Annotated in this window: 23 protein-coding genes; 21 read left to right on the top strand and 2 right to left on the bottom strand. The window is 72.9% G+C overall.

Annotation, left to right across the window (positions count from 1 at the left end):
• Positions 1-127: 127 nt before the first annotated feature.
• Positions 128-817 carry a bifunctional DNA primase/polymerase gene (locus tag ACIQ87_RS36205; protein WP_402415532.1) on the bottom strand — a complete coding sequence of 230 codons (690 nt, stop codon included), beginning with the start codon at positions 815-817 and terminating at the stop codon, positions 128-130.
• Between the two features lie 637 nt (positions 818-1,454).
• Between ACIQ87_RS36205 and ACIQ87_RS36200 the strand changes: the two genes are divergently transcribed.
• The 7 genes from ACIQ87_RS36200 to ftsH all read left to right on the top strand — a co-directional run bounded on the left by ACIQ87_RS36200 (position 1,455) and on the right by ftsH (position 12,087).
• Positions 1,455-2,909 (top strand): hypothetical protein, encoded by a 1,455-nt coding sequence (locus tag ACIQ87_RS36200; protein ID WP_402415530.1) that lies wholly within the window; start codon positions 1,455-1,457, stop codon positions 2,907-2,909.
• A 317-nt stretch (positions 2,910-3,226) separates the two neighbouring features.
• Positions 3,227-4,615 (top strand): ammonium transporter, encoded by a 1,389-nt coding sequence (locus tag ACIQ87_RS36195; RefSeq protein WP_402415527.1) that lies wholly within the window; start codon positions 3,227-3,229, stop codon positions 4,613-4,615.
• Positions 4,612-4,950, top strand: a complete 339-nt coding sequence (locus ACIQ87_RS36190; protein WP_392883814.1) for a P-II family nitrogen regulator — start codon at positions 4,612-4,614, stop codon at positions 4,948-4,950. Before ACIQ87_RS36195 ends, ACIQ87_RS36190 begins: the two co-directional genes overlap by 4 nt.
• Before the next feature lie 157 nt (positions 4,951-5,107).
• Positions 5,108-7,573, top strand: coding sequence for a [protein-PII] uridylyltransferase (locus ACIQ87_RS36185; RefSeq protein ID WP_402415524.1), 2,466 nt, complete (start codon positions 5,108-5,110; stop codon positions 7,571-7,573).
• 203 nt (positions 7,574-7,776) lie between these two features.
• On the top strand, positions 7,777-9,342 hold the full coding sequence (ffh, locus tag ACIQ87_RS36180) for a signal recognition particle protein (RefSeq protein ID WP_402415543.1): 1,566 nt from the start codon (positions 7,777-7,779) through the stop codon (positions 9,340-9,342).
• A 76-nt stretch (positions 9,343-9,418) separates the two neighbouring features.
• Positions 9,419-9,943 carry a GNAT family N-acetyltransferase gene (locus tag ACIQ87_RS36175; RefSeq protein WP_402415522.1) on the top strand — a complete coding sequence of 175 codons (525 nt, stop codon included), beginning with the start codon at positions 9,419-9,421 and terminating at the stop codon, positions 9,941-9,943.
• Positions 9,944-10,035: 92 nt separating this feature from the next.
• Entirely contained in the window at positions 10,036-12,087 is a 2,052-nt protein-coding gene (gene ftsH, locus ACIQ87_RS36170; protein WP_402415519.1) for an ATP-dependent zinc metalloprotease FtsH, read from the top strand.
• Positions 12,088-12,256: 169 nt separating this feature from the next.
• Here the strand turns inward: ftsH and ACIQ87_RS36165 are convergent, their stop codons facing one another.
• Complete coding sequence (locus tag ACIQ87_RS36165) at positions 12,257-13,081, bottom strand: class I SAM-dependent methyltransferase (protein WP_402415516.1); 825 nt, start codon at positions 13,079-13,081, stop codon at positions 12,257-12,259.
• Positions 13,082-13,270: 189 nt separating this feature from the next.
• Between ACIQ87_RS36165 and proS the strand changes: the two genes are divergently transcribed.
• The 14 genes from proS to ACIQ87_RS36095 all read left to right on the top strand — a co-directional run bounded on the left by proS (position 13,271) and on the right by ACIQ87_RS36095 (position 24,861).
• Positions 13,271-14,683 carry a proline--tRNA ligase gene (gene proS, locus ACIQ87_RS36160; protein WP_402415513.1) on the top strand — a complete coding sequence of 471 codons (1,413 nt, stop codon included), beginning with the start codon at positions 13,271-13,273 and terminating at the stop codon, positions 14,681-14,683.
• Positions 14,684-15,176: 493 nt separating this feature from the next.
• On the top strand, positions 15,177-15,755 hold the full coding sequence (locus ACIQ87_RS36155; protein WP_359822362.1) for a hypothetical protein: 579 nt from the start codon (positions 15,177-15,179) through the stop codon (positions 15,753-15,755).
• 354 nt (positions 15,756-16,109) lie between these two features.
• Positions 16,110-16,538, top strand: coding sequence for a 30S ribosomal protein S16 (gene rpsP / locus ACIQ87_RS36150; protein ID WP_045700219.1), 429 nt, complete (start codon positions 16,110-16,112; stop codon positions 16,536-16,538).
• A 2-nt stretch (positions 16,539-16,540) separates the two neighbouring features.
• A complete protein-coding gene (locus tag ACIQ87_RS36145; RefSeq protein WP_030056773.1) occupies positions 16,541-16,780 on the top strand; it encodes an RNA-binding protein in 240 nt (79 codons plus the stop codon).
• Between the two features lie 182 nt (positions 16,781-16,962).
• Positions 16,963-17,571 carry a ribosome maturation factor RimM gene (gene rimM, locus ACIQ87_RS36140; RefSeq protein ID WP_402415510.1) on the top strand — a complete coding sequence of 203 codons (609 nt, stop codon included), beginning with the start codon at positions 16,963-16,965 and terminating at the stop codon, positions 17,569-17,571.
• A gap of 131 nt (positions 17,572-17,702) precedes the next feature.
• On the top strand, positions 17,703-18,521 hold the full coding sequence (gene trmD, locus ACIQ87_RS36135; RefSeq protein WP_402415540.1) for a tRNA (guanosine(37)-N1)-methyltransferase TrmD: 819 nt from the start codon (positions 17,703-17,705) through the stop codon (positions 18,519-18,521).
• Positions 18,522-18,674: 153 nt separating this feature from the next.
• A complete protein-coding gene (gene rplS / locus ACIQ87_RS36130; RefSeq protein ID WP_030306736.1) occupies positions 18,675-19,025 on the top strand; it encodes a 50S ribosomal protein L19 in 351 nt (116 codons plus the stop codon).
• 78 nt (positions 19,026-19,103) lie between these two features.
• The gene (gene lepB / locus ACIQ87_RS36125; protein WP_402415507.1) at positions 19,104-20,051 is read left to right on the top strand and encodes a signal peptidase I; all 948 of its coding nucleotides are present in this window, start codon (positions 19,104-19,106) and stop codon (positions 20,049-20,051) included.
• 208 nt (positions 20,052-20,259) lie between these two features.
• Entirely contained in the window at positions 20,260-21,039 is a 780-nt protein-coding gene (gene lepB / locus ACIQ87_RS36120; protein WP_402415504.1) for a signal peptidase I, read from the top strand.
• Positions 21,040-21,282: 243 nt separating this feature from the next.
• A complete protein-coding gene (gene lepB, locus ACIQ87_RS36115; protein WP_402415501.1) occupies positions 21,283-22,290 on the top strand; it encodes a signal peptidase I in 1,008 nt (335 codons plus the stop codon).
• A gap of 160 nt (positions 22,291-22,450) precedes the next feature.
• Positions 22,451-23,203: a signal peptidase I gene (lepB, locus tag ACIQ87_RS36110; protein WP_402415497.1), complete on the top strand. Its 753-nt coding sequence runs from the start codon at positions 22,451-22,453 to the stop codon at positions 23,201-23,203.
• Positions 23,204-23,315: 112 nt separating this feature from the next.
• Positions 23,316-23,789, top strand: a complete 474-nt coding sequence (locus ACIQ87_RS36105; RefSeq protein WP_402415494.1) for an NUDIX hydrolase — start codon at positions 23,316-23,318, stop codon at positions 23,787-23,789.
• A gap of 55 nt (positions 23,790-23,844) precedes the next feature.
• Positions 23,845-24,171 (top strand): DUF2469 domain-containing protein, encoded by a 327-nt coding sequence (locus ACIQ87_RS36100; protein ID WP_030056781.1) that lies wholly within the window; start codon positions 23,845-23,847, stop codon positions 24,169-24,171.
• 168 nt (positions 24,172-24,339) lie between these two features.
• Positions 24,340-24,861, top strand: coding sequence for a YraN family protein (locus ACIQ87_RS36095; RefSeq protein ID WP_402415491.1), 522 nt, complete (start codon positions 24,340-24,342; stop codon positions 24,859-24,861).
• The last annotated feature ends 1 nt before the right edge of the window (position 24,862 follow it).

Here is a 24,862-nt window from a genome sequence, read left to right as displayed (position 1 = left end):
CGGCTGGGAAACCCCAGCCGAGCGTCTGGCTAAACTCATCGCGGCCTGATCAAACCGACCACGTGTTGCGACGACCGGTAGAAACCGCCCCTCGGGGGCGGGCCCTTCCGCATGCCGGGGCGGTGGGTCAGGAGGCCATCCAGGCCGGCTCGGCGGTGCGCTCGCGGCTGCGGTGGCAGGCGTAGGCGAGGGTGCCGAGCAGCAGCCGGGCCTCCGGCGGGCAGCCCGCGTTGTCGCGGGTGGGGCGGCGCAGCCAGCGGACCGGGCCGAGGCCGTCGAGGACGGTGGGCGGGGCGGCGACGTAGCTGCCCTCGCCGTGGCAGGTCAGGTCGAGCGCGGCGTCGTCCCAGCCCATCCGGTACAGCAGGTCGGGCAGGCGCCGGGCGGTGCCCGCGGCGACCAGGAACTGGAGCCGGCCGGTGGGGGCGGCGAGCACCGGGCCCACCTGGGTGCCCATCCGTTCCAGCCGGACCAGGGCCTGGAGGCCGGCCTGCTCGGGGACGTCCAGGACGTCGAAGGCGCGGCCGGTGGGGAAGAGCACCGAGCCCTCGGCGCGGGGGGCGCGGGCCCGGCCGCCGCCCGGCGCGGGGTGCAGGCCGGGGGCGGCGCAGCGGGGGGAGCCGCAGGGACAGCGGGTCGGGGCGGCGGTGCCGGTGACCGGGGTGCCGGCGGCCGGGTCGCCGGTGACGACCGCCCAGCCCCAGCGGCCGGTGTACTCCGCGGCGGCCTGGGACGCGGTGACCTTGGTGCGGCGGCGCGCGCCCAGCGGTGCCAGCCGCAGGTGCCCCAGTCGAAGTTCGCCGAACAGGTTGTCCATGCCTCCCCCAACAGGTTCTCGTTGCCGATGGTTACGGGACGGTGACTGTGTGTCGATTGTCAGCTGTGTGGTGCGTAGTGCGGTGGCGGCGCGCAGCGCGTGGTGTGCGCCTCTTCCGCCGGTGCGCCTCGGGCGCCGCCTTGTGGGGGCGGCGCCGATGCGGCATGGTCGTGTGCGTGGGGCTGTCGCCGTCCCGAGTGAACGGTGAACTCGCCTGTGGCTGCGGTGGGTTGCAGTGTCCGCCGGGTCCTGCGGGATGCTTCGGTGGACTTGGCGGCCCGCATATGCCGGGCCGTTGGGACTCCCTAAGTGAAGCGTGTGCCCCCGGGCTTCGGTTCACTCCTGGGGGTGGCGAAAGGTGGCGTTTCGCCAGGGCCGCTCCCGCGGACTCCGCGAGGGGCATTACGTTCAGCATGCGGATGTCGTCGAGGAGTCTGTTCCGGGCCACAGGGGCGCGGGAGTCGGGGATCTGACGGATCGTCCGCAACGATGGCACACCAGTGCGAGGGCGTCGCGGTACGGCCGTGCCGCGGCACGGCAGCACCTCAGGCACGGCACGTCTGGCAAGAGCCCGCAACCGTCGGGCGGTCACGATCGGGGGCCCCGCTAGGGGCCGGGCGGGATGGGGACGTTACCCATGGCAGAGAAGCAACCGAATGAGAAGCTGACCACGTGGTTCGCCCGCAGTGGCTGGTCCAAGGGCGAGTTGGCCCGCCAGGTCAACCGCCGGGCCCGGCAGATCGGCGCCCACCACGTGTCCACCGACACCTCGCGGGTGCGCCGCTGGCTCGACGGAGAGCAGCCCCGCGAGCCGATCCCCAAGATCATGTCGGAACTCTTCTCCGAGCGGTTCGGGTCGGTGGTCTCGGTCGAGGACCTCGGCCTGCGCGCCGCGATCCCGGTCTCGACCGTGGGCGGCGGCGTCGACCTGCCGTGGAGCGGTCCGCAGACCGTCCAGCTGATCAGTGACTACTCCCGCAGTGACCTCATGCTCAACCGCCGGGGCTTCCTCGGCACCTCGCTGGCGCTGACCGCGGGCGCCGCGCTGATCGAGCCGATGCAGCGCTGGCTCACCCCCGGCCCGACCGGTGTCCCCACCCCGATCCTCACCGCGGCCAACGGCGGCGAGGCGTTCACCGGCCGGCTCTCCGAACCCGAGCTCGAACTGCTGGAGCAGACCACGGTCATGTTCCGGCAGTGGGACGCGCAGAACGGCGGCGGGCTGCGCCGCAAGGCCGTCGTCGGCCAGCTGCACGAGGTCACCGACCTGCTCCAGGAGACGTACAGCGAGGACACCACCAAGCGGCTGTTCCGGCTCACCGCCGAACTCGCCCACCTGGCCGGGTGGATGTCGTACGACGTCGGGATGCACCCGAGCGCGCAGAAGTACTACGTGCTCGCCCTGCACGCGGCGAAGGAGGCGGGCGACCGCCCGTTCGGCGCGCTGATCCTCACCGACATGAGCCGCCAGATGATCCACCTCAACCGGGGCGAGGACGCCCTGGAGCTCATCCACCTGGCCCAGTACGGCAGCCGCGACACCGCCACCGCGCGCCAGCAGTCCCTGCTGTACGCGATGGAGGCGCGCGCCTACGCCACCATCGGCGAGGTCAACCGCTGCGCCCGGGCGGTCCGGCTGTCCGAGGACACCTTCACCGACATCCGCGAGGGGGACCAGGATCCGGACTGGCTGAAGTTCTTCTCGCCGGCCGAGCTGAACGCCGAGAACGCGCACTCCTTCCGCGACCTCGCGTACCACTCGGACAACGCCGAGCTCTACGCCTCGATGTCCGCGCCGGTGATGGAGACCGCGGTCGACCTGTTCCGCCAGGACGCCGACCACGTGCGCTCGTACGCCTTCAACCTGATCGGCATGGCCAGCGTCCACCTGCTGCAGAAGGAGGCCGAGCAGGCGGCGGTGATGGCCGAGCAGGCGGTGGACATCGCCACCAAGGTGCGCTCGGAGCGGCTGAACTCCCGGGTGCGCAAGACCACGGAGGCCGCGGCGGCCCGGTTCAAGGGCGTGGACGCGGTGAGCCGGCTCAAGGAGCGGGTGGTCCAGGACATCCCGGAGTTCGTCTCGGTGGTCTGACCGGTCCCGCTGAGGGCCTTCCGAGGGAAGCTCCACCGACCGTGGCGGCCGCCGCCGCCGCGGTCGGTGGCATGTCCGGAGTCCGGCGGTGCGGCCGTCCGCGCGGTGGTCAGGGCCGTCCGTGCGGTGGTTCAGGCCGGGCGGGGCCGCGGTTCACGCAGCCGTAACCCGCGCGTCGCACGTGTCACGGCGGTGAAACAACCGGCCACACCGGCCGAAACCCGCCTTCGACACGCTCGTCCCGACGCCGACGCCCCGGGTGGCACCACGGGACGGATCCCCGGGGACGGATCGGCCTGGACGCAGAGGAGACGCCGATGCCGGACGGCTTCAGCGCGGGCGACACCGCCTTCGTACTCATCAGTGCCGCCCTGGTCATGCTGATGACCCCGGGGCTGGCCTTCTTCTACGGGGGGATGGTCAGGGCCAAGAGCACGCTGAACATGCTGGCGATGAGCTTCCTCTCGCTCGGCATCGTCAGCGTGCTGTGGGTCCTCTACGGCTACTCGCTCAGCTTCGGGTCCGACTCCTTCGCCGGTCTGATCGGAGACCTGGACCACCTCGGAATGCGCGGCCTCGGCCTCGACCAGCTGACCGGCTCCATCCCGGTCACCGCCTTCGCGCTCTTCCAGCTGATGTTCGCGGTCATCACCCCGGCGCTGATCAGCGGCGCCGTGGCGGACCGGGCGAGATTCGCCGCCTGGGGGCTGTTCATCGCGCTCTGGGTGACCGTCGTCTACTTCCCGGTCGCGCACTGGGTGTTCTTCTTCGACGGCGGCCACGGCGGCTGGCTGGGCGACCGCAGCGGCGTGATCGACTTCGCCGGCGGGACCGCCGTGCACATCAACGCGGGCGTCGCCGGCCTCGCCCTCTGCCTGGTGCTGGGCAAGCGGATCGGCTTCGGGAAGGACCCGATGCGTCCGCACAGCCTGCCGCTGGTGATGCTCGGCTCCGGACTGCTCTGGTTCGGCTGGTTCGGCTTCAACGCGGGCTCGGCACTGGCCGCCAACGGCGTCGCCGCGATGGCGATGGTCAACACCCAGGTCGCCACCGGCGCGGCGCTGGTCGGCTGGCTGGTCTACGAGAGGTTCAGGCACGGCGCGTTCACCACGTTGGGTGCCGCCTCGGGAGCGGTGGCCGGGCTGGTCGCGATCACCCCGGCCTGCGGCTCGGTCAGCCCGCTGGGCGCGGTGGCGATCGGGCTGGTCGCGGGCGCGGTCTGCTGCGCCGCCGTCTCGCTGAAGTACCGCTGGGGCTTCGACGACTCGCTCGACGTGGTGGGCGTGCACGCGGTCGGCGGCGCGGTCGGCTCGCTGCTGGTCGGCCTGTTCGCCACCGGCGGGGTCGGCCAGGGCGTCAAGGGCCTGTTCTACGGGGGTGGGATCGGGCAGCTCGGCAAGCAGGCGATGGGCGTGGCGGTGGTCGCGGCGTACTCCTTCGTGCTGTCCTGGCTGCTGGCCAAGGCGGTGGACCGGCTGATCGGCTTCCGGGTCGCCGCGGACGTCGAGGTGGCCGGCATCGACCGGGCCGAACACGCCGAGTCCGCCTACGATTTCAGCGCCGTGGGGGCGGGCCTGGCCCGGGCCCTGCCGGGCCTGGCCGTCGCTGCCGCGAAGCCCGTCGCCGAACGGTCCGCCGCCGCGGAGCCCGACCCGGAGCCCGCGCTGAAGCCCGCCGAGAAGAAGACCGAGGTCGACGCCCGATGAAGCTCATCACCGCCGTGATCAAGCCGTACCGACTGGACGAGGTGAAGGCCGCCCTGCAGGCCTTCGGGGTGCACGGCCTGACCGTCACCGAGGCCAGCGGCTACGGCCGCCAGCGCGGCCACACCGAGGTGTACCGGGGGGCCGAGTACACCGTGGACCTGGTGCCGAAGGTCAGGATCGAGGTCCTGACCGAGGACGAGGACGCCGAGGACCTGATCGAGGTCCTGGTGAACGCCGCCAGGACCGGGAAGATCGGCGACGGCAAGGTGTGGAGCGTCCCGGTCGACACCGCCGTACGGGTCCGCACCGGCGAGCGCGGGCCGGACGCCCTGTAGCCCGACCGCGCACCGGCGGGCCCTCCACCAGGGGAGGGTCCGCCCGACGGCGCACCGGCGTCCCCCGGTCGGCCGAACGGCCCGCCCCCGGGTCGGAGCGGCGGTACGGGGCTCACCGGTGCGACGCTCCACCAGCACGACGGACGGGACTCCGCGCATGACCACCGAGACCAGCCCCTCCGACCCCGTCGACCCCTGTGACCCGGCGGGGCACGCCGCCGCCCGGGCCGCGCTGCTCGCCGGCCCCGGTCCGGTCGGCCGCCCCCGCCGGCGGGCGCTCGCCCGGCTCACCGACGACTGGCTGACCGGGCTGCTCGCCGCCGCCGGCGCCCCGCCCGGCGTCGCGCTGGTCGCGGTCGGCGGGTACGGGCGCGGCGAGCTCTCCCCGCGCAGCGACCTGGACGTCCTGCTGCTGCACTCCGGCCCGATCGCCCGGGAGCTGCCCGAGCGGATCTGGTACCCGGTCTGGGACGCGGGCGCCCGGCTCGACCACGCGGTGCGCACCGTGGCCGAGGCCCGCTCGGTCGCCGCCGCCGACCTCAAGGCCCAGCTCGGCCTGCTGGACGCCCGCCACCTCGCCGGGGACCGGGCGCTCACCGACGCGCTGCGCTCCGCGGTGCTCACCGACTGGCGCGCGAGCGCCCCCGCACGCCTGCCCGAGCTGCGCGAGCTGGCCCGCGCGCGGGCCGAACGGCAGGGTGAGCTGGCCTTCCTGCTGGAACCCGACCTCAAGGAGGCCCGCGGCGGACTGCGCGACGTCGTGGTGCTGGACGCGATCGCCGCCACCTGGCTGGCCGACGCGCCCCGGGACGGCCTGGACGCCGCCGCGCAGCGGCTGGCCGACGTGCGCGACGCCCTGCACCTGGCCACCGGCCGGGCCACCGACCGGCTGAGCCTCCAGGACCAGGACCAGGTCGCCGAGCGGCTCGGGGTGTTGGACGCCGACACCCTGCTGCGCCGGGTCTACGAGGCGGCCCGCACCATCGCGTACGCGGGCGACGTCACCTGGCGGGCGGTGGACCGGGTGCTGGCGGCCCGCGCCGGCCGCGGCCGGCGGGTGCGCCGTCCCGGCATCCCGTTCGTCGGCCACGGCGCCGGAGGGCAGGTCCGCGGCGCCGGAGGGCGGGCCCGGGGCGCGGTCGAGCGGCGGCCGCTCGCCGAGGGCGTGGTCGAGCAGGACGGCGAGGCGGTGCTCGCCCAGGGCGCCCGGCCGGCCGCCGACCCGGTGCTGCCGCTGCGCGCCGCGGCCGCCGCCGCGCAGAACGGACTGACCGTCTCGTACGCCACGGTGCGCCAGCTGGCCGCCGAGTGCCGCCCGCTGCCGGTGCCCTGGCCGGACGAGGCGCGCGAGCAGCTGGTCACCCTGCTGGGCGCGGGGGAGGCGGCTGTCCCGGTGTGGGAGGCGCTGGAGGCGGAGGGGCTGGTCCGGCGGCTGCTGCCGGACTGGGAGCGGGTGCGCTGCCGTCCGCAGCGCAACGCCGTGCACCGCTGGACGGTGGACCGGCACCTGGTGGAGACGGCGGTGCGGGCCGCCGCGATGACCCGCCGGGTGGCCCGGCCGGACCTGCTGCTGGTCGCCGCGCTGCTGCACGACATCGGCAAGGGCTGGCCGGGGGACCACAGCGAGGCCGGCGAGGTGATCGTCCGCGACCTCGGCCCCCGGATGGGCTTCGGCCCCGAGGACACCGAGACGCTGGCGGTGCTGGTCCGCCACCACCTGACCCTGGTGGACACCGCGACCCGGCGTGACCCGGACGACCCGGCGACCGTCGAGGCGATCGCCAAGGTGGTCACCACCCGGGCCGAGCTGGAGCTGCTGCGCGCGCTCACCGAGGCGGACGCGCTGGCCACCGGCCCCGCCGCGTGGAGCGCCTGGCGGGCCTCGCTGGTGGACGGCCTGGTGGCCCGGGTGGCGGACCGGCTGGCCGGGGCGGGCGCCCCGCCGGTGGAGCCGGCGCCGACCGCCGAGCAGGAGCGGCTCGTGGTGGAGGCCGCCAGGACGGGGCAGCCCGCGCTGTCGCTGCGGGCCCGGTCCGAGGGGGCGCGGCCGGGCGCCGAGCCGATGGGCGTCGAGCTGGACCTGGCGGTCCCGGACCGTCCCGGGCTGCTCGGCACCGCCGCCGGGGTGCTCGCGCTGCACCGGCTGGCCGTCCGCTCGGCCGGGCTGCGCGAGCTGGACCCGGTGGGCGCCGGGCCGGTGCTGCTGCTGTCCTGGCGGGTGGCGGCCCAGTACGGCGAGCTGCCGGAGGCGGCCCGGCTGCGGGCCGACCTGCGCCGGGCACTGGACGGCTCGCTGGACGTCGCCCGCCGGCTCGCCGAGCGGGACGCCGCGGCCCCGCGCCGCCGGGGCATCCCCACCCCGCCGCCGCTGGTCGCGGTGGCGCCCGCGGTGGCCTCGGCGACCGCGACCGTGCTGGAGGTCCGCGCCCACGACGCCCCCGGGCTGCTGCACCGGATCGGCCGGGCGCTGGACGGGGCGGGCGTGCGGGTGCGCACCGCGCACGTCTCCACGCTGGGCGCGGAGGCCGTCGACTCGTTCTACCTGACCGACGGGGCCGGCCGGCCGCTGACCGCCCGGCGGGCCGGCGAGGTGGCGGCGGCGGTCCGGGCCGCGCTGGGCTGAGCGCTCGGCGTGGCGTGGCGGGCCCCGGAGCGGAAGGCCGAGCGGAAGGCCGGGCGGGAGACCGGGCGGGAGACCGGACGGCGAGGTCTGCCGGGGTGCGGTGAGGCGTTCCGACCGGGGGTGGAGACCGTACCCGGGGCGGCCGGATACCCTGGGGGGCGACGACCGTACCGATACCGATGCCGCAGAGGACCCGCGACGACGTGTTCGACACCCTTTCCGATCGCCTCGCAGCGACGTTCAAGAACCTCCGGGGCAAGGGCCGCCTGAGCGAGGCGGACATCGACGCCACCGCCCGCGAGATCCGCATCGCGCTGCTGGAGGCGGACGTCGCGCTGCCGGTCGTCCGGGCCTTCATCAAGCAGGTCAAGGAGCGGGCGCTCGGTGCCGAGGTCTCCGGCGCGCTGAACCCGGCGCAGCAGATCATCAAGATCGTCAACGAGGAGCTCATCGCGATCCTCGGCGGCGAGACCCGCCGGGTGCGGTTCGCCAAGAGCGGCCCGACGGTGATCATGCTCGCCGGTCTCCAGGGTGCCGGTAAGACCACCCTCGCGGGCAAGCTCGGCCACTGGCTGAAGAAGCAGAAACACACCCCGCTGCTGGTCGCCTGCGACCTCCAGCGCCCCAACGCGGTCAACCAGCTCCAGGTGGTCGCCGAGCGCGCCGGCGTGGCCTTCTACGGCCCGCAGCCGGGCAACGGCGTCGGCGACCCGGTGCAGGTGGCCAAGGACTCGATCGAGTACGCCAAGCAGAAGCAGTACGACGTCGTCGTCGTCGACACCGCCGGCCGCCTGGGCATCGACGCCGAGCTGATGCAGCAGGCCGCCGACATCCGCGCCGCGGTGAACCCGGACGAGGTCCTGTTCGTCGTCGACGCGATGATCGGCCAGGACGCGGTCACCACCGCGCAGGCCTTCCTCGACGGCGTCGACTTCACCGGCGTGGTGCTCTCCAAGCTCGACGGCGACGCCCGCGGCGGTGCCGCCCTGTCGGTCGCGCACGTCACCGGCCGGCAGATCATGTTCGCCTCCAACGGCGAGAAGGTCGACGACTTCGACGCCTTCCACCCGGACCGGATGGCCTCGCGCATCCTCGGCATGGGTGACGTCCTCTCGCTGATCGAGAAGGCCGAGCAGACCTTCTCGCAGGCCGAGGCGGAGAAGATCGCCGCCAAGCTGCGCGGCGGCCCGAAGCAGTTCACCCTGGACGACTTCCTGTCCCAGCTGGAGCAGGTCCAGAAGATGGGCTCGATCTCCAAGCTGCTCGGCATGCTGCCGGGCATGGGCCAGATCCGGGACCAGATCAACAACATCGACGACAAGGACGTCAACCGGGTCGGCGCGATCATCAAGTCGATGACCCCGGCCGAGCGCGCCGAGCCGGAGCTGATCAACGGCTCCCGCCGGGCCCGCATCGCCAAGGGTTCCGGTGTCCAGGTCGGCGAGGTGAAGAACCTGGTCGAGCGGTTCTTCGAGGCCCGCAAGATGATGTCCGCGATGGCCTCCGGCAAGGGGATGCCGGGCATGCCGGGCATCCCCGGCATGGGCGGCAGCGCGAAGAAGTCCGGCAAGAAGGCCCCGCAGGCCAAGGGCAAGCGCAAGAGCGGCAACCCGCTGAAGCGCGCGCAGGAGGAGGCCGCGGCCGCCGAGCGCCGCGCGCTCGGCCCGGGCGCCGGCCAGGGTCCGGCGGACGGCGGCGCGTTCGGCCTCGGCGCGGGCAAGGGCCCGGCCGACTTCGAGCTGCCCAAGGAGTTCAAGGACATGCTGTAGTCCTTGATCGCTTCTGATCGGCCCGTCGTCCGGTGTTTCCGGGCGGCGGGCCGATCGCGTGTCCGATGATGGGGGCATGCGAGTGATGATCAGGGCCCCGAGGGCCGAGGACACGGCCGTTTACGCCGACGCGGTCCGGCGGTCCGCCGAACACATCGGCCGGTGGAACCCGGTCGAGCCGGACGGACTGCCCGACCTGCTGAAGCGCCAGGGCTCCGGGCTGCGGACCTTCCTGATCCTCGACCGGGAGACCGGCGGACTGGTCGGCAAGGTGAACGTCGCCAACATCGTGATGAGCCGGTTCTGCAACGCCACGCTCGGCTACGACTCGTACCTGCCGTTCAACGGCACCGGGCGGATGACCGAGGGCATGCGACTGGTCCTGGACCGCTGCTTCGCCCCGCGGTCGTCCGACGGACTGGGGCTGCACCGGCTGGAGATCAACGTCCAGCCGGACAACGAGCGCTCGATCGCGATGGCCAAGCGGCTGGGCTTCCGACACGAGGGCTTCTCCCCGCGGATGCTGTTCCTCCAGGAGGACTGGCGCGACCACGAGCGGTTCGCGCTGACCGCCGAGGAGTGGCCGGGCGCGACGGCATAACCGCTGGTGGGAGCGGTCGGCGCGGCCGTACGGCGGCTCGGGCGCGGCGTTGCGATTGGCTCGCCCGAGCACCTGTCCGTATTGTCCGATGGGTGACCGAACCCGTGCCGCCACGTCAGACTCCCGACCAGCCCTGGCGCTCGGAGGGCGCCCCGCCCCCGCCGCCCAAGCGCCGGATGCCCGGCGGCTGGGTGGGGCTCGCCCTCACCGCCCTCGTGGTGTTCCTGATCTCCGACCTGCTGTTGTCCTTCTTCGGCCCCGCCGGTTCCACCACGATCTCGTACACCGAGTTCAACAACCAGCTGAACAAGGGCAACATCACCAAGATCTACGCCAAGGGCGACGCGATCGAGGGCACCCTCAAGACCGCCCAGCCCAAGCCGGACGGCGGCAAGGGCGACTACACCGAGTTCGACACCCAACGGCCCTCCTTCGCGGGCGACAACCTCTGGACGACCCTGCAGCAGCAGGGCGTCGAGGTCACCGCCACCTCGCCGGTCCAGCAGCGCAGCTTCCTCACCAACCTGCTGCTCTCGCTCGCCCCGATGCTGCTGCTGATCTTCATCTGGGTGATGCTCGCCCGCCGGATGGCCGGCGGACTCGGCGGCGGACCGCTCGGCCGCAAGGCCCCGCCCAAGCCGGTCACCGCCGAGCAGGGCAAGCGCACCACCTTCGCCGACGTGGCCGGCATCGACGAGGTCGAGGCCGAACTCACGGAGGTCGTCGACTACTTGAAGAACCCCGATCAGTACCGCAGGCTCGGCGCCAAGATGCCGCGCGGCGTGCTGCTGAGCGGCCCGCCCGGCACCGGCAAGACCCTGCTGGCCCGGGCGGTGGCCGGCGAGGCGAACGTGCCGTTCTTCTCCGCCTCCGCCTCCGAATTCATCGAGATGATCGTCGGCGTCGGCGCCAGCCGGGTCCGCGAGCTGTTCGCCGAGGCCCGCAAGGTCGCCCCGGCGATCATCTTCATCGACGAGATCGACACCATCGGCCGCCAGCGCGGCGCCGGCGGCGGCATGGGCGGGCACGACGAGCGCGAGCAGACGCTCAACCAGATCCTCACCGAGATGGACGGCTTCACCGGCTCCGAGGGCGTCATCGTGATCGCCGCGACCAACCGGGCGGACGTGCTCGACCCGGCGCTGCTGCGCCCCGGCCGCTTCGACCGGCGGATCACCGTCAGCCCGCCCGACCGGGAGGGCCGGGCGGCGATCCTGCGCATCCACAGCCGCAGCGTCCCGCTGGCCGGCGACACCGACCTCAACCAGTTGGCCAAGGTCACGCCGGGGATGACCGGCGCCGAGCTCGCCAACCTGGTCAACGAGGCCGCGCTGCTGGCCGTCAAGCGCAAGCAGGACGCGGTCAACGGGCGGGACCTCTCGGACGCCCTGGAGAAGGTCCAGCTCGGTGCGGTGCGGCCGCTGGTGATGCCGCAGGAGGAACGCGAGCGGACGGCGTACCACGAGAGCGGGCACGCGCTGCTGGGCATGCTCCAGCCCGGCGCGGACCCGGTCCGCAAGATCACCATCGTGCCGCGCGGCCGGGCGCTCGGCGTCACCCTCTCCACCCCGGAGGACGACCGCTACTCGTACACCGAGCCCTACCTGCGCGGCCGGATCATCGGCGCGCTCGGCGGCATGGCGGCCGAGCAGGTGGTCTACGGGGTGATCACCACCGGCGCGGAGAGCGACCTGGAGCAGGTCACCAACATCGCCCGCGGGATGGCCGGGCGCTGGGGGATGAGCGAGCGGGTCGGCCGGCTCACCGCGGTGCCCTCCGACCCGCAGGGCGCGTACGGGCTCTCCGCCGCGCCGACCACCCTGGACGCGGTGGACGAGGAGGCCCGGCGGATCGTCTCCGAGTGCTACGACGACGCGCTGCGGATCCTGACCGAGCAGCGGCACCGGCTGGACGCGCTGGCGGCCGCGCTGCTGGAGGCGGAGACGCTGGACGAGGCGGAGGCGTACCGGGCGGCGGGAGTGCCGCGGGGGGCGTCGGCGGAGGGCTCCGGAGGGGCCGAGGGGCCCGGTGGGTCCGGTGGCGCTGACGGGGCCGGTGGCTCCGGTGGCTCCGGTGGGCCCGACGGCTCCGATGGGCCGGACGGCTCCGATGGGCCGGACGGGAAGTCGATCGACCGGGCGTGAAGCCGGGAATCGGGGGCGCGCGCCATGGTGGCGGGCGCCCCCGATTTTCGTGTCTCCTCGTGCCTTTCCCCGCCGCTGTCCTCGTGCCTTTCCCCGCCGCGGTCCTCGGCCCTTTCCCCGCCGCGGTCCTCGGCCCTTTCCCCGCTCTGCCCGGCGATCCCCGCTCTGCCTAGCGCGGCCGTTCGGCGACCAGGTAGCGGAACAGGTTCTCCATCCGCACCGAGCCGTCGGCGCGCAGGTACGGCTGGAGCACCTCCTCCAGCTCCTTGGCCACCAGCGAGGCGCCGGAGAACTCCTCGGCCGGCTCGAACAGGCCGGTGGAGAGCAGTCCGCGCACCGCGCTGTCGAGGTCGGCGTAGGCGAAGGGGCAGCTCACCCGGCCGCTGCCGGCCGGACGCAGACCGGCCGGGGCGAGCAGGTCCTCCAGGGCGCCGGGCGCGCTCAGCTCGAACGGGTCGCGCGCGGTGGTCCGGCCCGCCATCCGCCGGGCCACGTCCAGCACCGGGGCGCTCTCGCAGCGCTCCGGCGGCCCCCAGGCGGCCAGCACCACGTGCCCGCCGGGGAGGGTGAGCCGGGCGGCCTCGGCCACCACCGGGCCGGGCTCGGCGGCGCCGGGCAGCTGCTCGAAAACCGTCACCAGCGAATGGGCCGGGTGGGGGACGGCGGATGGTGTCCGGGCCCCCGCGCACACCCGCAGCCGACGGGCGCGGGCCAGCTCGCGCAGCTCGTCCCGCGGCTCCTGCCCGGCGACCTGGGCGCCCCGGCCGGCCGCGAGCAGCAGGGCCAGCCCGGAGCGGCAGCCCAGGCCCAGCACGCTGCTCGCCGGGCCGACCTCCAGCCGGTCGTAGACCGCCTCGTAGAGCGGCACCAGCATGCGCTCCTGGATCTCCGCCCAGTCGCGCGCCCGCGTGGGGCGCGCCGCCCCGGCCCGCGGGTGGTGCGGGCGTGCGCCCGTCGGTCGTGCGGTCGTGCCGGTCGTCCGCGCTGAAGCCATGGCGGTCTCCCATCCGGTCCTTCGGTGTGCTGCTACGGCTCCCCCAAAGTCCCGCCCCACACCAGCGAACAGCGGGTCGGGCCCGGCGTCCAGAGGGGTGCAGGGTGGTGCGCGCGTGTCACGGTGGTGCGCCCCCGTCCGGTGATACCGATTCGAAACCGGGGCCCCGGGCCCCGTACCATTCGCCCCATGGCTAAGGCACCCGTTCTCACCCCTCAGGCGGAAGACTTCCCGCGCTGGTACCAGGACCTCATCAACAAGGCCGAGCTGGCCGACAACGGTCCGGTGCGCGGCACCATGGTCATCCGACCGTACGGCTACGGCCTGTGGGAGCGGATGCAGCAGGAGATGGACGCGCGGATCAAGAAGGCCGGCGCGCAGAACGCCTACTTCCCGATGTTCATCCCGCAGTCCTACCTGACCAAGGAGGCCGAGCACGTCGAGGGCTTCGCCCCCGAGCTCGCGGTGGTCACCCACGGCGGCGGCAAGCAGCTGGAGGAGCCGGTCGTCGTCCGGCCGACCTCCGAGACGATCATCAACGAGTACTTCTCGAAGTGGGTGCAGAGCCACCGCGACCTGCCGCTGCTGATCAACCAGTGGGCCAACGTGGTCCGCTGGGAGCTGCGTCCGCGCGTCTTCCTGCGCACCACCGAGTTCCTCTGGCAGGAGGGCCACACCGCCCACGCCACCTACGAGGACGCCCGTGACTACGCGTCGATGATCCACACCCAGGTCTACGGCGACTTCATGACCAACGTGCTCGGCATCGACGTCGTGCTCGGCCGCAAGACCGCCAAGGAGCGCTTCGCCGGCGCCATCAACACCCTCACCCTCGAGGGCATGATGGGTGACGGCAAGGCCCTCCAGATGGGCACCAGCCACGAGCTGGGCCAGAACTTCGCCAAGGCGTTCAACACCACCTACCAGCTGCAGGGCGCCGAGCGCGAGCACGTCTGGCAGACCTCCTGGGGCGTCTCGACCCGCATGGTCGGCGGCCTGATCATGTCCCACGGCGACGACAACGGCCTGCGGGTGCCCCCGCGCCTGGCCGCCGTCCAGGCCGTCGTGCTCGCGATCAAGGGCGACGACGCGGTCATCGCCAAGGTCCGCGAGATCGGCGCCCAGCTGGAGGCCGCCGGCATCCGGGTCGTGGTCGACGACCGCACCGACACCCCGTTCGGCCGCCGCGCCGTCGACTGGGAGCTCAAGGGCGTCCCGCTGCGCATCGAGGTCGGCCCGCGCGACCTGGAGAACGGCACCGCGATGCTGGCCCGCCGCATCCCGGGCGGCAAGGAGCCGGTCTCCATCGACGCCCTGGCCACGCTGCTCCCGGGCGTGCTGGAGGAGGACCAGGCGCTGCTGCTGCGCCAGTCCCGCGAGCGCCGCGAGTCCCGCACGGTCGACGTCAAGACCATCGACGAGGCCATCGAGGCGGCCGCGACCGGCTGGGGCCGGATCTCCTGGGCCGACCTCGGCGCGGAGGGCGAGGCCAAGCTGGCCGAGCAGGGCGTCACGGTCCGCTGCATCGTCGCCGCCGACGGCTCGGTGCCGCAGGCGGACGACCAGGAAGGCAACGTCGCGCTCGTCGCCCGGGCGTACTGACAGCCGTTCGGTGTCCGGCGGACGGTGTTCGACGGATGACCTCCGGTGGACGGTGTTCGGTGGACGGCGGATGTCGCCTCGATGTCCGCCGGACGCCCGTCCTCCGCGGGTATTGACCGGCAGCGGCGACATTTGCCCGGAATGCGGATGGGTAAGAATCCGGTAACTGTTCCGGTGGGTCCGCGCGGTGGACATCCCTACTGGCCGGTCAACTCCCGGTATTAACGGAATAGCGGTACGGTGTACGGCCCGTGGCCCTGTCAATCCGGCAGGCCCACGGGCCGTACGTCCTGGGTGGCGACAGCCCGCCTCCCGGACGGAATTCACCAGGCCCGCCGGCGTTGCGGCGGGCCGAAACCGGCAGGGGGTTGGTCTTGCGTCAGATCCGGAACGCGCAATTCGCGCGCGGCCTCGCATTCCTGGGAGTTCCCTGTGAATTCCCCGGGAACGGGAACATGCGGAACATCGGCTCGCACTCCATCGTTGGTCTAGCGTGAGCACGACACAGCCCCTCGTTCTCGCGGCCGAACTGGCCGCCGCCTGGAGCGACATCCAGGCCTACCACCAGGACCTTCCCGACCTCGCCTCGCCCGAGGCGCTGATCGGGGAGTCCTCCTCGGCCTGTGGGACGCGGCTCGGTTTCGAGCGCCTCCTCCACGAGGCTGCCCACGGTCTGGCCGCGGCCCGGGACATCCGGGACACCTCGCGAGCCGGCCGCTACCACAACCGGCGCTTCCTGATGCTCGCTTCCGAGCTGGGCCTGGCACATCCGGTCGAGCCGCACGCGAGCAGCGGCTTCTCCCAGGTGACCATGCTCAAGGAGACCCAGGAGCGGTACGCCGACACCATCGAGCGCCTGGACCGTGCCCTCGGGGCGCACCAGGAGGCGGTGGCCGGCGACGGTGCGACGCGCGCCTTCCGCGGCCCGGCGGCCCGGCACGGCTCCTCCGGAGGCGGTGTGCGGGTCAAGGCGGTCTGCGGCTGCGGGCGCAACGTCCGGGTCGTCCCGTCGGTGCTCGCGCAGGCGTCCATCGTCTGTGGTGCGTGCCAGCAGCCGTTCAAGATCGCCTGAGCGGTCGACGCCCCGGCGGGCTGCTGTGCGGGCAGCGGTCCGGTCGGAACGCCGGAGTGCGGCAGCGAGCCGCACTGCGGTGAAGTGAGCACCGCGGAAGTGAGCGGTACAGCAGGACAGTGGTGACGTCTTCGGGCCGGACCGGGAGCGGGGGCTCCCGGTCGAGCCCTGACCGGGTGCCCGGCCCGCGTACAGGCGGTTCTCGCCGATGTGGCAGAATGGACAGCTGAGTACTCGGCAGCCGAGCAGGACCCCTCTCTCCTACGGCTGGCGTGTCCCCTGAACGGTCCGCCGCGCAACCCCACGCGCTGGCGAGCCCGCTCACCCACGTCAACACCAGGAGAATCCACTCCCGTGGCAGTCAAGATCAAGCTGAAGCGTCTCGGCAAGATTCGCTCCCCGCACTACCGCATCGTCGTCGCCGACGCCCGCACCAAGCGTGACGGCCGCGCGATCGAGGAGATCGGCATCTACCAGCCGACCTACAACCCCTCGAAGATCGAGGTCGACAGCGACCGCGCCCAGTACTGGCTGTCCGTCGGCGCCCAGCCGACCGAGCCGGTGCTCGCCATCCTGAAGCTGACCGGCGACTGGCAGAAGTTCAAGGGCCTGCCGGCTCCGGCGCCGCTGAAGGTCGCCGAGCCGAAGGTCGAGGACTTCTCGCACCTGTTCGCCAAGGCCGTCGCCGGCTTCGAGGACGCCACCACCGGCGTCGCCATCACCCCGAAGGCCAAGAAGTCGGACAAGGCCGAGGCCGAGGCCGACGCCGCCGCCGAGGCCTGATCGTGATCGAGGACGCCCTCGACCACCTGGTGAAGGGCATCGTCGAGCACCCCGACGAGGTGCAGGTGCGCTCGCGCAACCTGCGTCGGGGTAACACCATCGAGGTGCGGGTGCACCCCGATGACCTCGGCAAGGTGATCGGCCGGGGTGGCCGTACGGCGCGCGCGCTGCGCACCGTGGTCGGCGCCCTCGGCGGTCGCAACGTCCGGGTCGACCTGGTCGACGTGGACAACATTCGCTGACGCTGCTGCTCGTTCAGCCGTCAGGGCTTGTGAGGCCGACCGGGACGCATGTCGTCCCGGTCGGCCTTTCGCATTTCCATCCGCTTTTCCGTCGCATCACCGCTTCGCGGCATTGCTGCGCGGCACCGCTTCGCAGCCCGTCGCTTTCGTTTCGGCTCAGGAACTCCAGGAGAACGATCACCGTGCAGCTCGTCGTCGGCAGGATCGGCCGTGCCCACGGCATCAGGGGGGACGTCAGTGTCGAGGTCCGCACCGACGAGCCGGAACTCCGGCTCGGCCCCGGTGCCGTCGTGCTCACCGACCCCGCGTCGGTCGGACCGCTGACCGTCGAGTCCGGCCGGGTGCACAGCGGCCGGCTGCTGCTGCGCTTCGCCGGCGTCAAGGACCGCAACGCGGCCGAGGCCCTCCGCGGCACCCTGCTCATCTCCGAGGTCGACCCGGAGGAGAGCCCCGAGGACCCGGAGGAGTACTACGACCACCAGCTGATCGGCCTGGACGTGGTGCTGCTCGACGGCACCCTGGTCGGTGAGCTGACCGAGGTCGTCCACCTGCCCTACCAGGACCTGCTCACGGTGAAGAAGGCCGACGGGACGGAGGTGCTGGTGCCCTTCGTCAGCCAGATCGTGCCGACCGTCGACCTGGAGAACCAGCGTGCCGTGATCACCCCGCCGGCCGGGCTGATCGACCCGGAGCAGGCCGAGGTCGCGGGGACCTCCTCGGCCGAGGGTGCCGGGCGCGCCGAGGGCTCCGAGGGCTCCGAGGGCTCCGAGGACGCGGAGGAGTCGGAGTGACCGTCGAGGAGCGTGCCGGGTCGGGGGACGAGGCGGTCGGCAGTGCCGTGTCCGGTGCTGCCCTGTCCGGTGCTGCCGTGTCCGGCACCGTGGTGTCCGACGCTGCCGTCTCCGGCGCGGTGCAGAGCGGTATGAGGATCGACGTCGTCACGATCTTCCCCGAGTACCTGGAGCCGCTGGACATCTCGCTGGTCGGCAAGGCCCGCGCGCGCGGCCAGCTGGACGTGCACGTCCACGACCTGCGCGGGTGGACCCATGACGTGCACCGCACGGTCGACGACAGCCCGTACGGCGGCGGCCCCGGCATGGTGATGAAGCCCGAGCCGTGGGGCGAGGCGCTGGACGCGGTGGTCGCCGCCGGCCCCGAGGGGCAGGTGCCCACGCTGGTCGTGCCGACCCCGAGCGGGCGCCCGTTCACCCAGGAGCTCGCCCAGGAGCTGGCCGGCCGTCCCTGGCTGGCCTTCACGCCCGCCCGGTACGAGGGCATCGACCGTCGGGTGATCGAGGAGGCGGCCACCCGGATGCCGGTGGTCGAGGCCTCGATCGGTGACTACGTGCTGGCCGGCGGCGAGGTCGCCGTGCTGGTGATGGTCGAGGCGATCGCCCGGCTGCTGCCCGGCGTTCTCGGCAACGCCGAGTCCCACCGCGACGACTCCTTCGCGCCGGGCGCGATGGCCGACCTGCTGGAGGGCCCGGTCTACACCAAGCCCGCCGAGTGGCGCGGCCGGACGGTCCCGGACGTGCTGCTCAGCGGCAACCACGGCAAGATCGCCCGCTGGCGCCGCGAGCAGGCCTTCGCCCGGACCCTGGCGAACCGCCCCGACCTGGTCGAGCGCTGGCAGTACGGCGCCTTCGACAAGAAGGAACGGGAGGCGCTGACCATCCTCGGCCTGGTCTGGGACGAGGGGCTCGGCCGATTTCGGTCCGCGGCCGGTGATGTGGAAGAATAGGCCGCTGCTGTCTGTCGCTGGTTCCCTTTCGTAGGGGGCACGTGGACCGGCGCCCCCGCCACGGGGGGATCGTCGTCAGCCGATGCGGCCCACAGCAAACCCCATTGTGACGATTTCCGTGGGCGGCCCGTGGCGCCTGCGATGGAGAGCAACATGAGCAACAAGCTCGCTGCTGTCGACGCGGCCTCGCTGCGTAGCGACATTCCGGCCTTCCGCGCCGGTGACACCCTGAAGGTTCACGTCCGGGTCATCGAGGGCAACCGCTCCCGTGTCCAGGTCTTCCAGGGCGTCGTCATCCGCCGCCACGGCGCCGGTATCGGTGAGACCTTCACCGTTCGCAAGGTCAGCTTCAACGTCGGCGTGGAGCGCACCTTCCCGGTGCACACCCCGGTCGTCGAGAAGATCGAGGTCGTGACCCGCGGTGCGGTTCGCCGCGCCAAGCTGTACTACCTGCGTGACCTCCGCGGCAAGGCCGCGAAGATCAAGGAGAAGCGCGACCGCTGATCCACCGGCCCCCGGCCTCGCCGGGGGATCGGAACGCTCCGAGGGGGCCGAACGGCCGCAAGGTAAGCTCACCCCCCGATGAGCACGCACGAACCATCCGCGGACCGCGACGGCAGTCCCGCACCCACCGGTGCGGACTCGCCGTCGCGGTCCGCGGTCGTTTCCGGGGGCGGGCCGGAGCACGCCGAGGGGCGGGAGCGGGCCGACGGCTCCGGCGGCAGTGCCCCCGGCGGCGGGGGCGCCGATGGTGCCGGCAGTGCCGATGGCGCTGATGGCGCTGATGGCAGTGATGGTCGCGGCGGCGGTGGTGGCTCCGGTGACGACGACCCGGAGCAGGCGGAGGAGCCAGGGCACTCGCGCTCGCGGGACCTGCTGCTGTTGGTCGGGATCTGCCTGGCGGCCCTGCTGCTGGTGAACGCCTTCGTCGCGCGCCCGTTCTCGGTGCCCTCCGGGTCGATGGAGGAGACCCTGCGCCCGGGCGACCGGCTGGTCGCGAACCAGCTCGCCTACGCCTTCGGCGGCCACCCCCAGCGGGGCGACGTCGTGGTCTTCGACGGGACGGGCTCCTTCCTGCGTGGGTCGGCCGCGCCGTCCGGTTTCCGGGACGGCCTGCACTCCCTCGCCCAGGACCTCGGACTGGCCCCGGCCGGGGACACCGTCTACGTCAAGCGCGTGATCGGGGTCGGCGGGGACCGGGTGACCAGCACCGGCCCGGGCGCGCCGATCACCGTCAACGGCGTGCCGATCGACGAGACCTCCTACCTCTCCCCGGGCGACGCCCCGTCGAGCGTGGCCTTCGACGTCGTCGTGCCGGCCGGCAAGCTCTGGGTGATGGGTGACCACCGCAGCGCCTCCCGGGACTCCCGCGACCACCTCGGCGAGCCCGGTGGCGGCTTCGTGCCCGAGAAGAAGGTGATCGGGCGCGCGGACTGGGTGGTCTACCCGTTCTCGCGCTGGACCGGCCTGGACCGGCCCGCGGCCTTCGCCGTGACTGCGGGGGCGGGCGGTCATGGGGACCAGAGGTAGGGGGCGGCTCGCCGACCGCTCCGCGGCCGGGGGAACGGGGGACGGGGGATCGACGGCCGACGGGTCGACGGCCGGGGGATCGACGGCCGGGGGATCGGGGGAGGACGCGGCGGCGGGCCGTGGGCCGATCGGGGCCGCGCCGGCGCGCGGTCGGGCCGAGCGCCGGCGCAGTGCCCGCAAGACGGCCCGCCGGCGCAGGCGCTCGCTGGTGCGCGAGGCGCCGCTGATCATCCTGGTCGCCCTGCTGGTGGCACTGGTGATGAAGAGCTTCCTGGTCCAGGTGTTCGTGATCCCCTCCGGCTCGATGGAGCAGACCATCCTGATCGGGGACCGGGTACTGGTGGACAAGCTGACCCCCTGGTTCGGCAGTGAGCCGCAACGCGGCGACATCGTGGTGTTCAAGGACCCGGGCGGTTGGCTGGAGCACGACCGCGAGCCGTCCGGGGACGGCCCGGTGCTGGGCGCGGCCAAGCGGGTGCTGACCTTCGTCGGGCTGCTGCCCTCCGACGACGAGCAGGACCTGATCAAGCGGGTGATCGGCGTCGGCGGGGACACCGTCGAGTGCTGCGACGCCCGGGGGCGCCTCACCGTCAACGGCCGTCCGGTGGAGGAGCCCTACCTCGCGCCCGGTAACCCGCCGTCCCGGCAGACCTTCAGGATCCAGGTGCCGGAGGGGCGGTTGTGGGTCATGGGCGACCACCGGGACGTCTCCGCCGACTCCCGTTTCCACATGGGAAATCCGGGACAGGGGACGATCCCGCTGAGCGGCGTGGTCGGTCGCGCGTTCGTGGTCGCCTGGCCGCTGGACCGCTTCCATCAACTCGATACGCCGAGTTCACTCTCCTCTCTCGCCCGGATGCCGCAGGCCGGCGGAACTGCCGCGGAACCGGTGGGCGTTGGGCCGGTTCCTGTGGAACCCCCGCTCGTTATGGGTGTGTTGGGCATCCTTCCGCTCGTCGTTCGTCGCTCCGGGCGGCCTCCGGAGTGAGCCGCGCCGGCCGTCGACCGGACGGGCCTCGCGTGTGGGACCGCGAGCGGGATGCCTTGGAGTGATAGAGAAGTGCAGGTGCGGCCGGGAGTGGTCCGGGCCGTCGGCCGAGGCTGTGCTGGTGTCAGGGACGTCCGCCGTGGGCAAGCCCTGAGGCGTTCACGGTCGTGGTGAGCGTGGTGCCCGCTGTGCGGCACTCTGAACGCGGGCGCACGGGCGTCCGCACAGCAGGGAGGAGACGTTGTGGGGGATTTGGTGATCGGCGCCCGATCAGGCGCCGGAGAGCCCGAGGGCTCGGGCCGTCGGGCGGACCGGTCCGCCGAGTCCGCGGCCTCCTCGGCCTCGGCCGAGTCCGCGGCGGCGCAGACCGCGGACGGTCAGGGCGGCTCCGGGCCGGAGGACGCCCCGGACTCCCCGCACGCGGGTGCCGAGCCGGCGGACGGGTCGGAGGCGGAGGCTCCGGCCAAGCCGCGCAAGCCGCGCTCGTTCTGGAAGGAACTGCCGATCCTGATCGGCATCGCGCTGATCCTCGCGCTGGTGATCAAGACCTTCTTCGTCCAGGCGTTCTCCATTCCGTCGGAATCGATGCAGAACACGCTGCAGGTCGGCGACCGTGTCCTGGTGGACAAGCTGACCCCGTGGTTCGGGGCTGAACCCGAGCGCGGCGAGGTCGTGGTGTTCCACGACCCGGGCGGCTGGCTGAACGACGAGCCGACCCAGCAGAGCAGCAACTCCTTCGTCCGCGGTGTCCAGGACGTGCTCAGCTTCGTCGGCCTGATGCCCTCCGCCAACGAGAAGGACCTGATCAAGCGGGTCATCGCGGTCGGCGGGGACACCGTCGAGTGCGAGGGCGACGGGCCGGTGAAGGTCAACGGCGTCGCGCTCAACGAGCCGTACGTCTACCAGGGCAACACCCCGTGTGGTGACCACCCGTTCGGCCCGGTCAAGGTGCCCAAGGACCGGATCTGGGTGATGGGCGACCACCGCGCCAACTCGCTGGACTCCCGCTTCCACATGGACCAGCCGGGCGGCGGCACCGTCCCGGTGGACAACGTGATCGGGCGTGCCTTCGTGGTGGCCTGGCCGGTCAGCCACTGGTCGACGCTGCCGGTGCCGGACACCTTCGACCAGAAGGGCCTGGCGGCGGCCGCGCCGATGGCGCCGCCCGTGGCCGGTGCGGTGGGGGCCGTCGCCCTGCTCCCGCTGGTGCGTCGGGTGCGGGGCCGGGCGGAGCGCCGCCGGGAGTCCTGAGTTCCACCGGATCCCGACCCACCGGGTTGGCTCCGGCTCTTGCGCGGGCCGTGGTACCGACGAGTAATCTGCTCGGACGTGCCACGGCCCGTCGGCTTTTCCGCCCGTGCCTCCGGCGTGCCAGTGGTGTTCTCCGGTCGGCCAGAGGTGGACGGTGTCGATGAGCAGTGTCGTGGAGCAGACGGCCGACCACCCGACCGCGCCCGCCCGTGCGCGCCGCCGGCCCGCCGCGGTGCTGCAGGGCGTCGCGCTGGCGCTCGGACTGGTGCTGATGATCGGGGGCTTCGCCCTGATCGCGATCGACTACCGGCCGTACAGCATTCCCACCGCCTCGATGCACCCGACACTGCGTGCCGGTGACACCGTGCTCGCCCGCAAGGTCGGCGGCGGCGACATCGGGCGCGGCGACGTGGTGGTGTTCAGGGACCAGGCCTGGGGCGGCGAGCTCATGGTCAAGCGGGTGGTCGCGGTCGGCGGGGACACCGTCGCCACCACCGGGGCCGACTACCGGCTGACGGTCAACGGGCAGCCGGTGGACGAGCCCTACCTCGCGACCCAGGGCCACCAGGGCGCCACGTTCAGCGTGACGGTGCCCCAGGGCCGGCTGTTCCTGCTCGGCGACAACCGGGTGGGCTCGCTCGACTCCCGCACCCACCTGGAGGTCGACGGCGGGACCGTCCCGGCCGACGCCGTCGAGGCCAGGGTCGAGGCCACCGTGCTGCCGTTCGGCCGGATGGGCCTGCTCGACCGGGCCGCCGACTTCGACGGCTTCACGGGCCCGAAGGCCGCGCGGCCCGGCCCGCTGGAACCCCTCTTCTACGCGACCCTCGCGGGCGCGGCGCTGATCCTCGTGACCTCGGCGGTGGGCGGGGTGGCCGGCCTGGCCCGCCGGTTCCGGGGGCGCAGCTCCTGAGCGGGGTCGTCGCCCGGTGGGCCGCTCTGCCGAACATCGCCCCGGACGGCCGCGTCGGGTGGCAGGATCGGTAACGCCACCGATGCGAACGGAAGGAGCGTGGAGCGCTGCCATGACAGCACGGCGTCGCAGGGCGGCGCGGATCCTGCTGCTCGACGGGCAGGACCGCATCCTCCTCTTCCTGGGGGCCGACCCGGCCGTCCCGGAGGAGACGTGGTGGTTCACGCCCGGGGGCGGCTTGGAGGCGGGCGAGGACGTGCGCGAGGCCGCCGAGCGGGAGCTCGCCGAGGAGACCGGCCTGCGGGGCGTGGACCTGGGGCCCTTGGTGGCGTACGGCACGGTGTCGTTCTCCTTTCGGGGACAGCGTTACGAGCAGGAACAGTGGTTCCACCTGGCCCGGACCGCGGAGACGGGGCTGGACCACTCGGGCACGGGCGCGGACGAGCACGCCCAGCTGCTCGCGGCCCGCTGGTGGACGGTCGACGAACTGAGGGGAACCGCCGAGACGGTCTATCCGGTCGGTCTGGCGGATTTCCTGGAGCGGTTGCTGGCCGAGGGCCCGCCGGTGGAACCGGTACGGCTCTGACCGTGGGTGCGGTGGTCCACAATGGGTGGACGTGACAAGTTGAGGGGACGCCTGGATGAGTGCCGAAGATCTCGAGAAGTACGAGACCGAGATGGAGCTCAAGCTCTACCGGGAGTACCGGGACGTCGTCGGCCTGTTCAAGTACGTGATCGAGACCGAGCGACGGTTCTACCTCACCAACGACTACGAGTTGCAGGTGCACTCGGTCCAGGGCGAGGTGTTCTTCGAGGTGTCGATGGCGGATGCGTGGGTCTGGGACATGTACCGGCCGGCCCGGTTCGTCCGCAAGGTCCGGGTGCTGACCTTCAAGGACGTGAACATCGAGGAACTCGCGAAGAGCGACCTGGAGCTGCCCTCGGACGAGTCCGGCTTCGGGAACTGACGTTGAACGACTCCGTCCCGCGTTGTCCAGTCGAATTTCGCGGGAACGGGGCTTCTCACCCCTGCGGGTGACAAAAGTTGTCCACAGGCCCGAGTTATCCACAGGGAACGGGAATTCCCGGGCCTCGTCGTGCGCGTTGGTGCAGCCTCCTCGGCGGAGGTGGTCACCATGCAGCACACCGTCGTGCAGGACCAGCAGCACCAGCAGGACCAGGCCGTACCGGACACGGCCGCAACCGGGAAGGCCCCGCGGGCGGTCCCGGACCGCACCACCAAGAACGGGCTCGGCCGCTACGGGGAGCGGGTCGCCGCCCGCCGGCTCGCGGAGGCCGGGCTCCGCATCCTGGACCTCAACTGGCGCTGCGTCGAGGGCGAGCTGGACATCGTCGCCCTCGACGGCGACACCGTGGCGGTCTGCGAGGTGAAGACCCGCTCCGAGCGGGGTTTCCAGCAGCCCACCGAGGCCATCGACCGGGCCAAGGCCGCCCGGCTGCAACGCCTGGCCGAGCGCTGGATGGCCGAGCGCTGGCCCGGTCACTTCGCCGAGCTGGCCGGGCCCGGCTACGACCCGGGGCCCACCGATCCGCAGTGGCCGCCCGCCCCACCGGGCGGGGTGCGGATCGACCTGGTCGCGGTGGTCAACCGGGCGCGGGGTGCGGCCCTGGTCGACCACCTGCGGGGGGTGGTCTGAG

Source organism: Kitasatospora sp. NPDC096204, assembly GCF_044763205.1.
In the GTDB taxonomy this organism is placed as follows: domain Bacteria; phylum Actinomycetota; class Actinomycetes; order Streptomycetales; family Streptomycetaceae; genus Kitasatospora.
The sequence above is the reverse complement of the archived record's forward strand: the minus strand, read 5'-3'. Positions and strand labels throughout refer to the sequence as shown.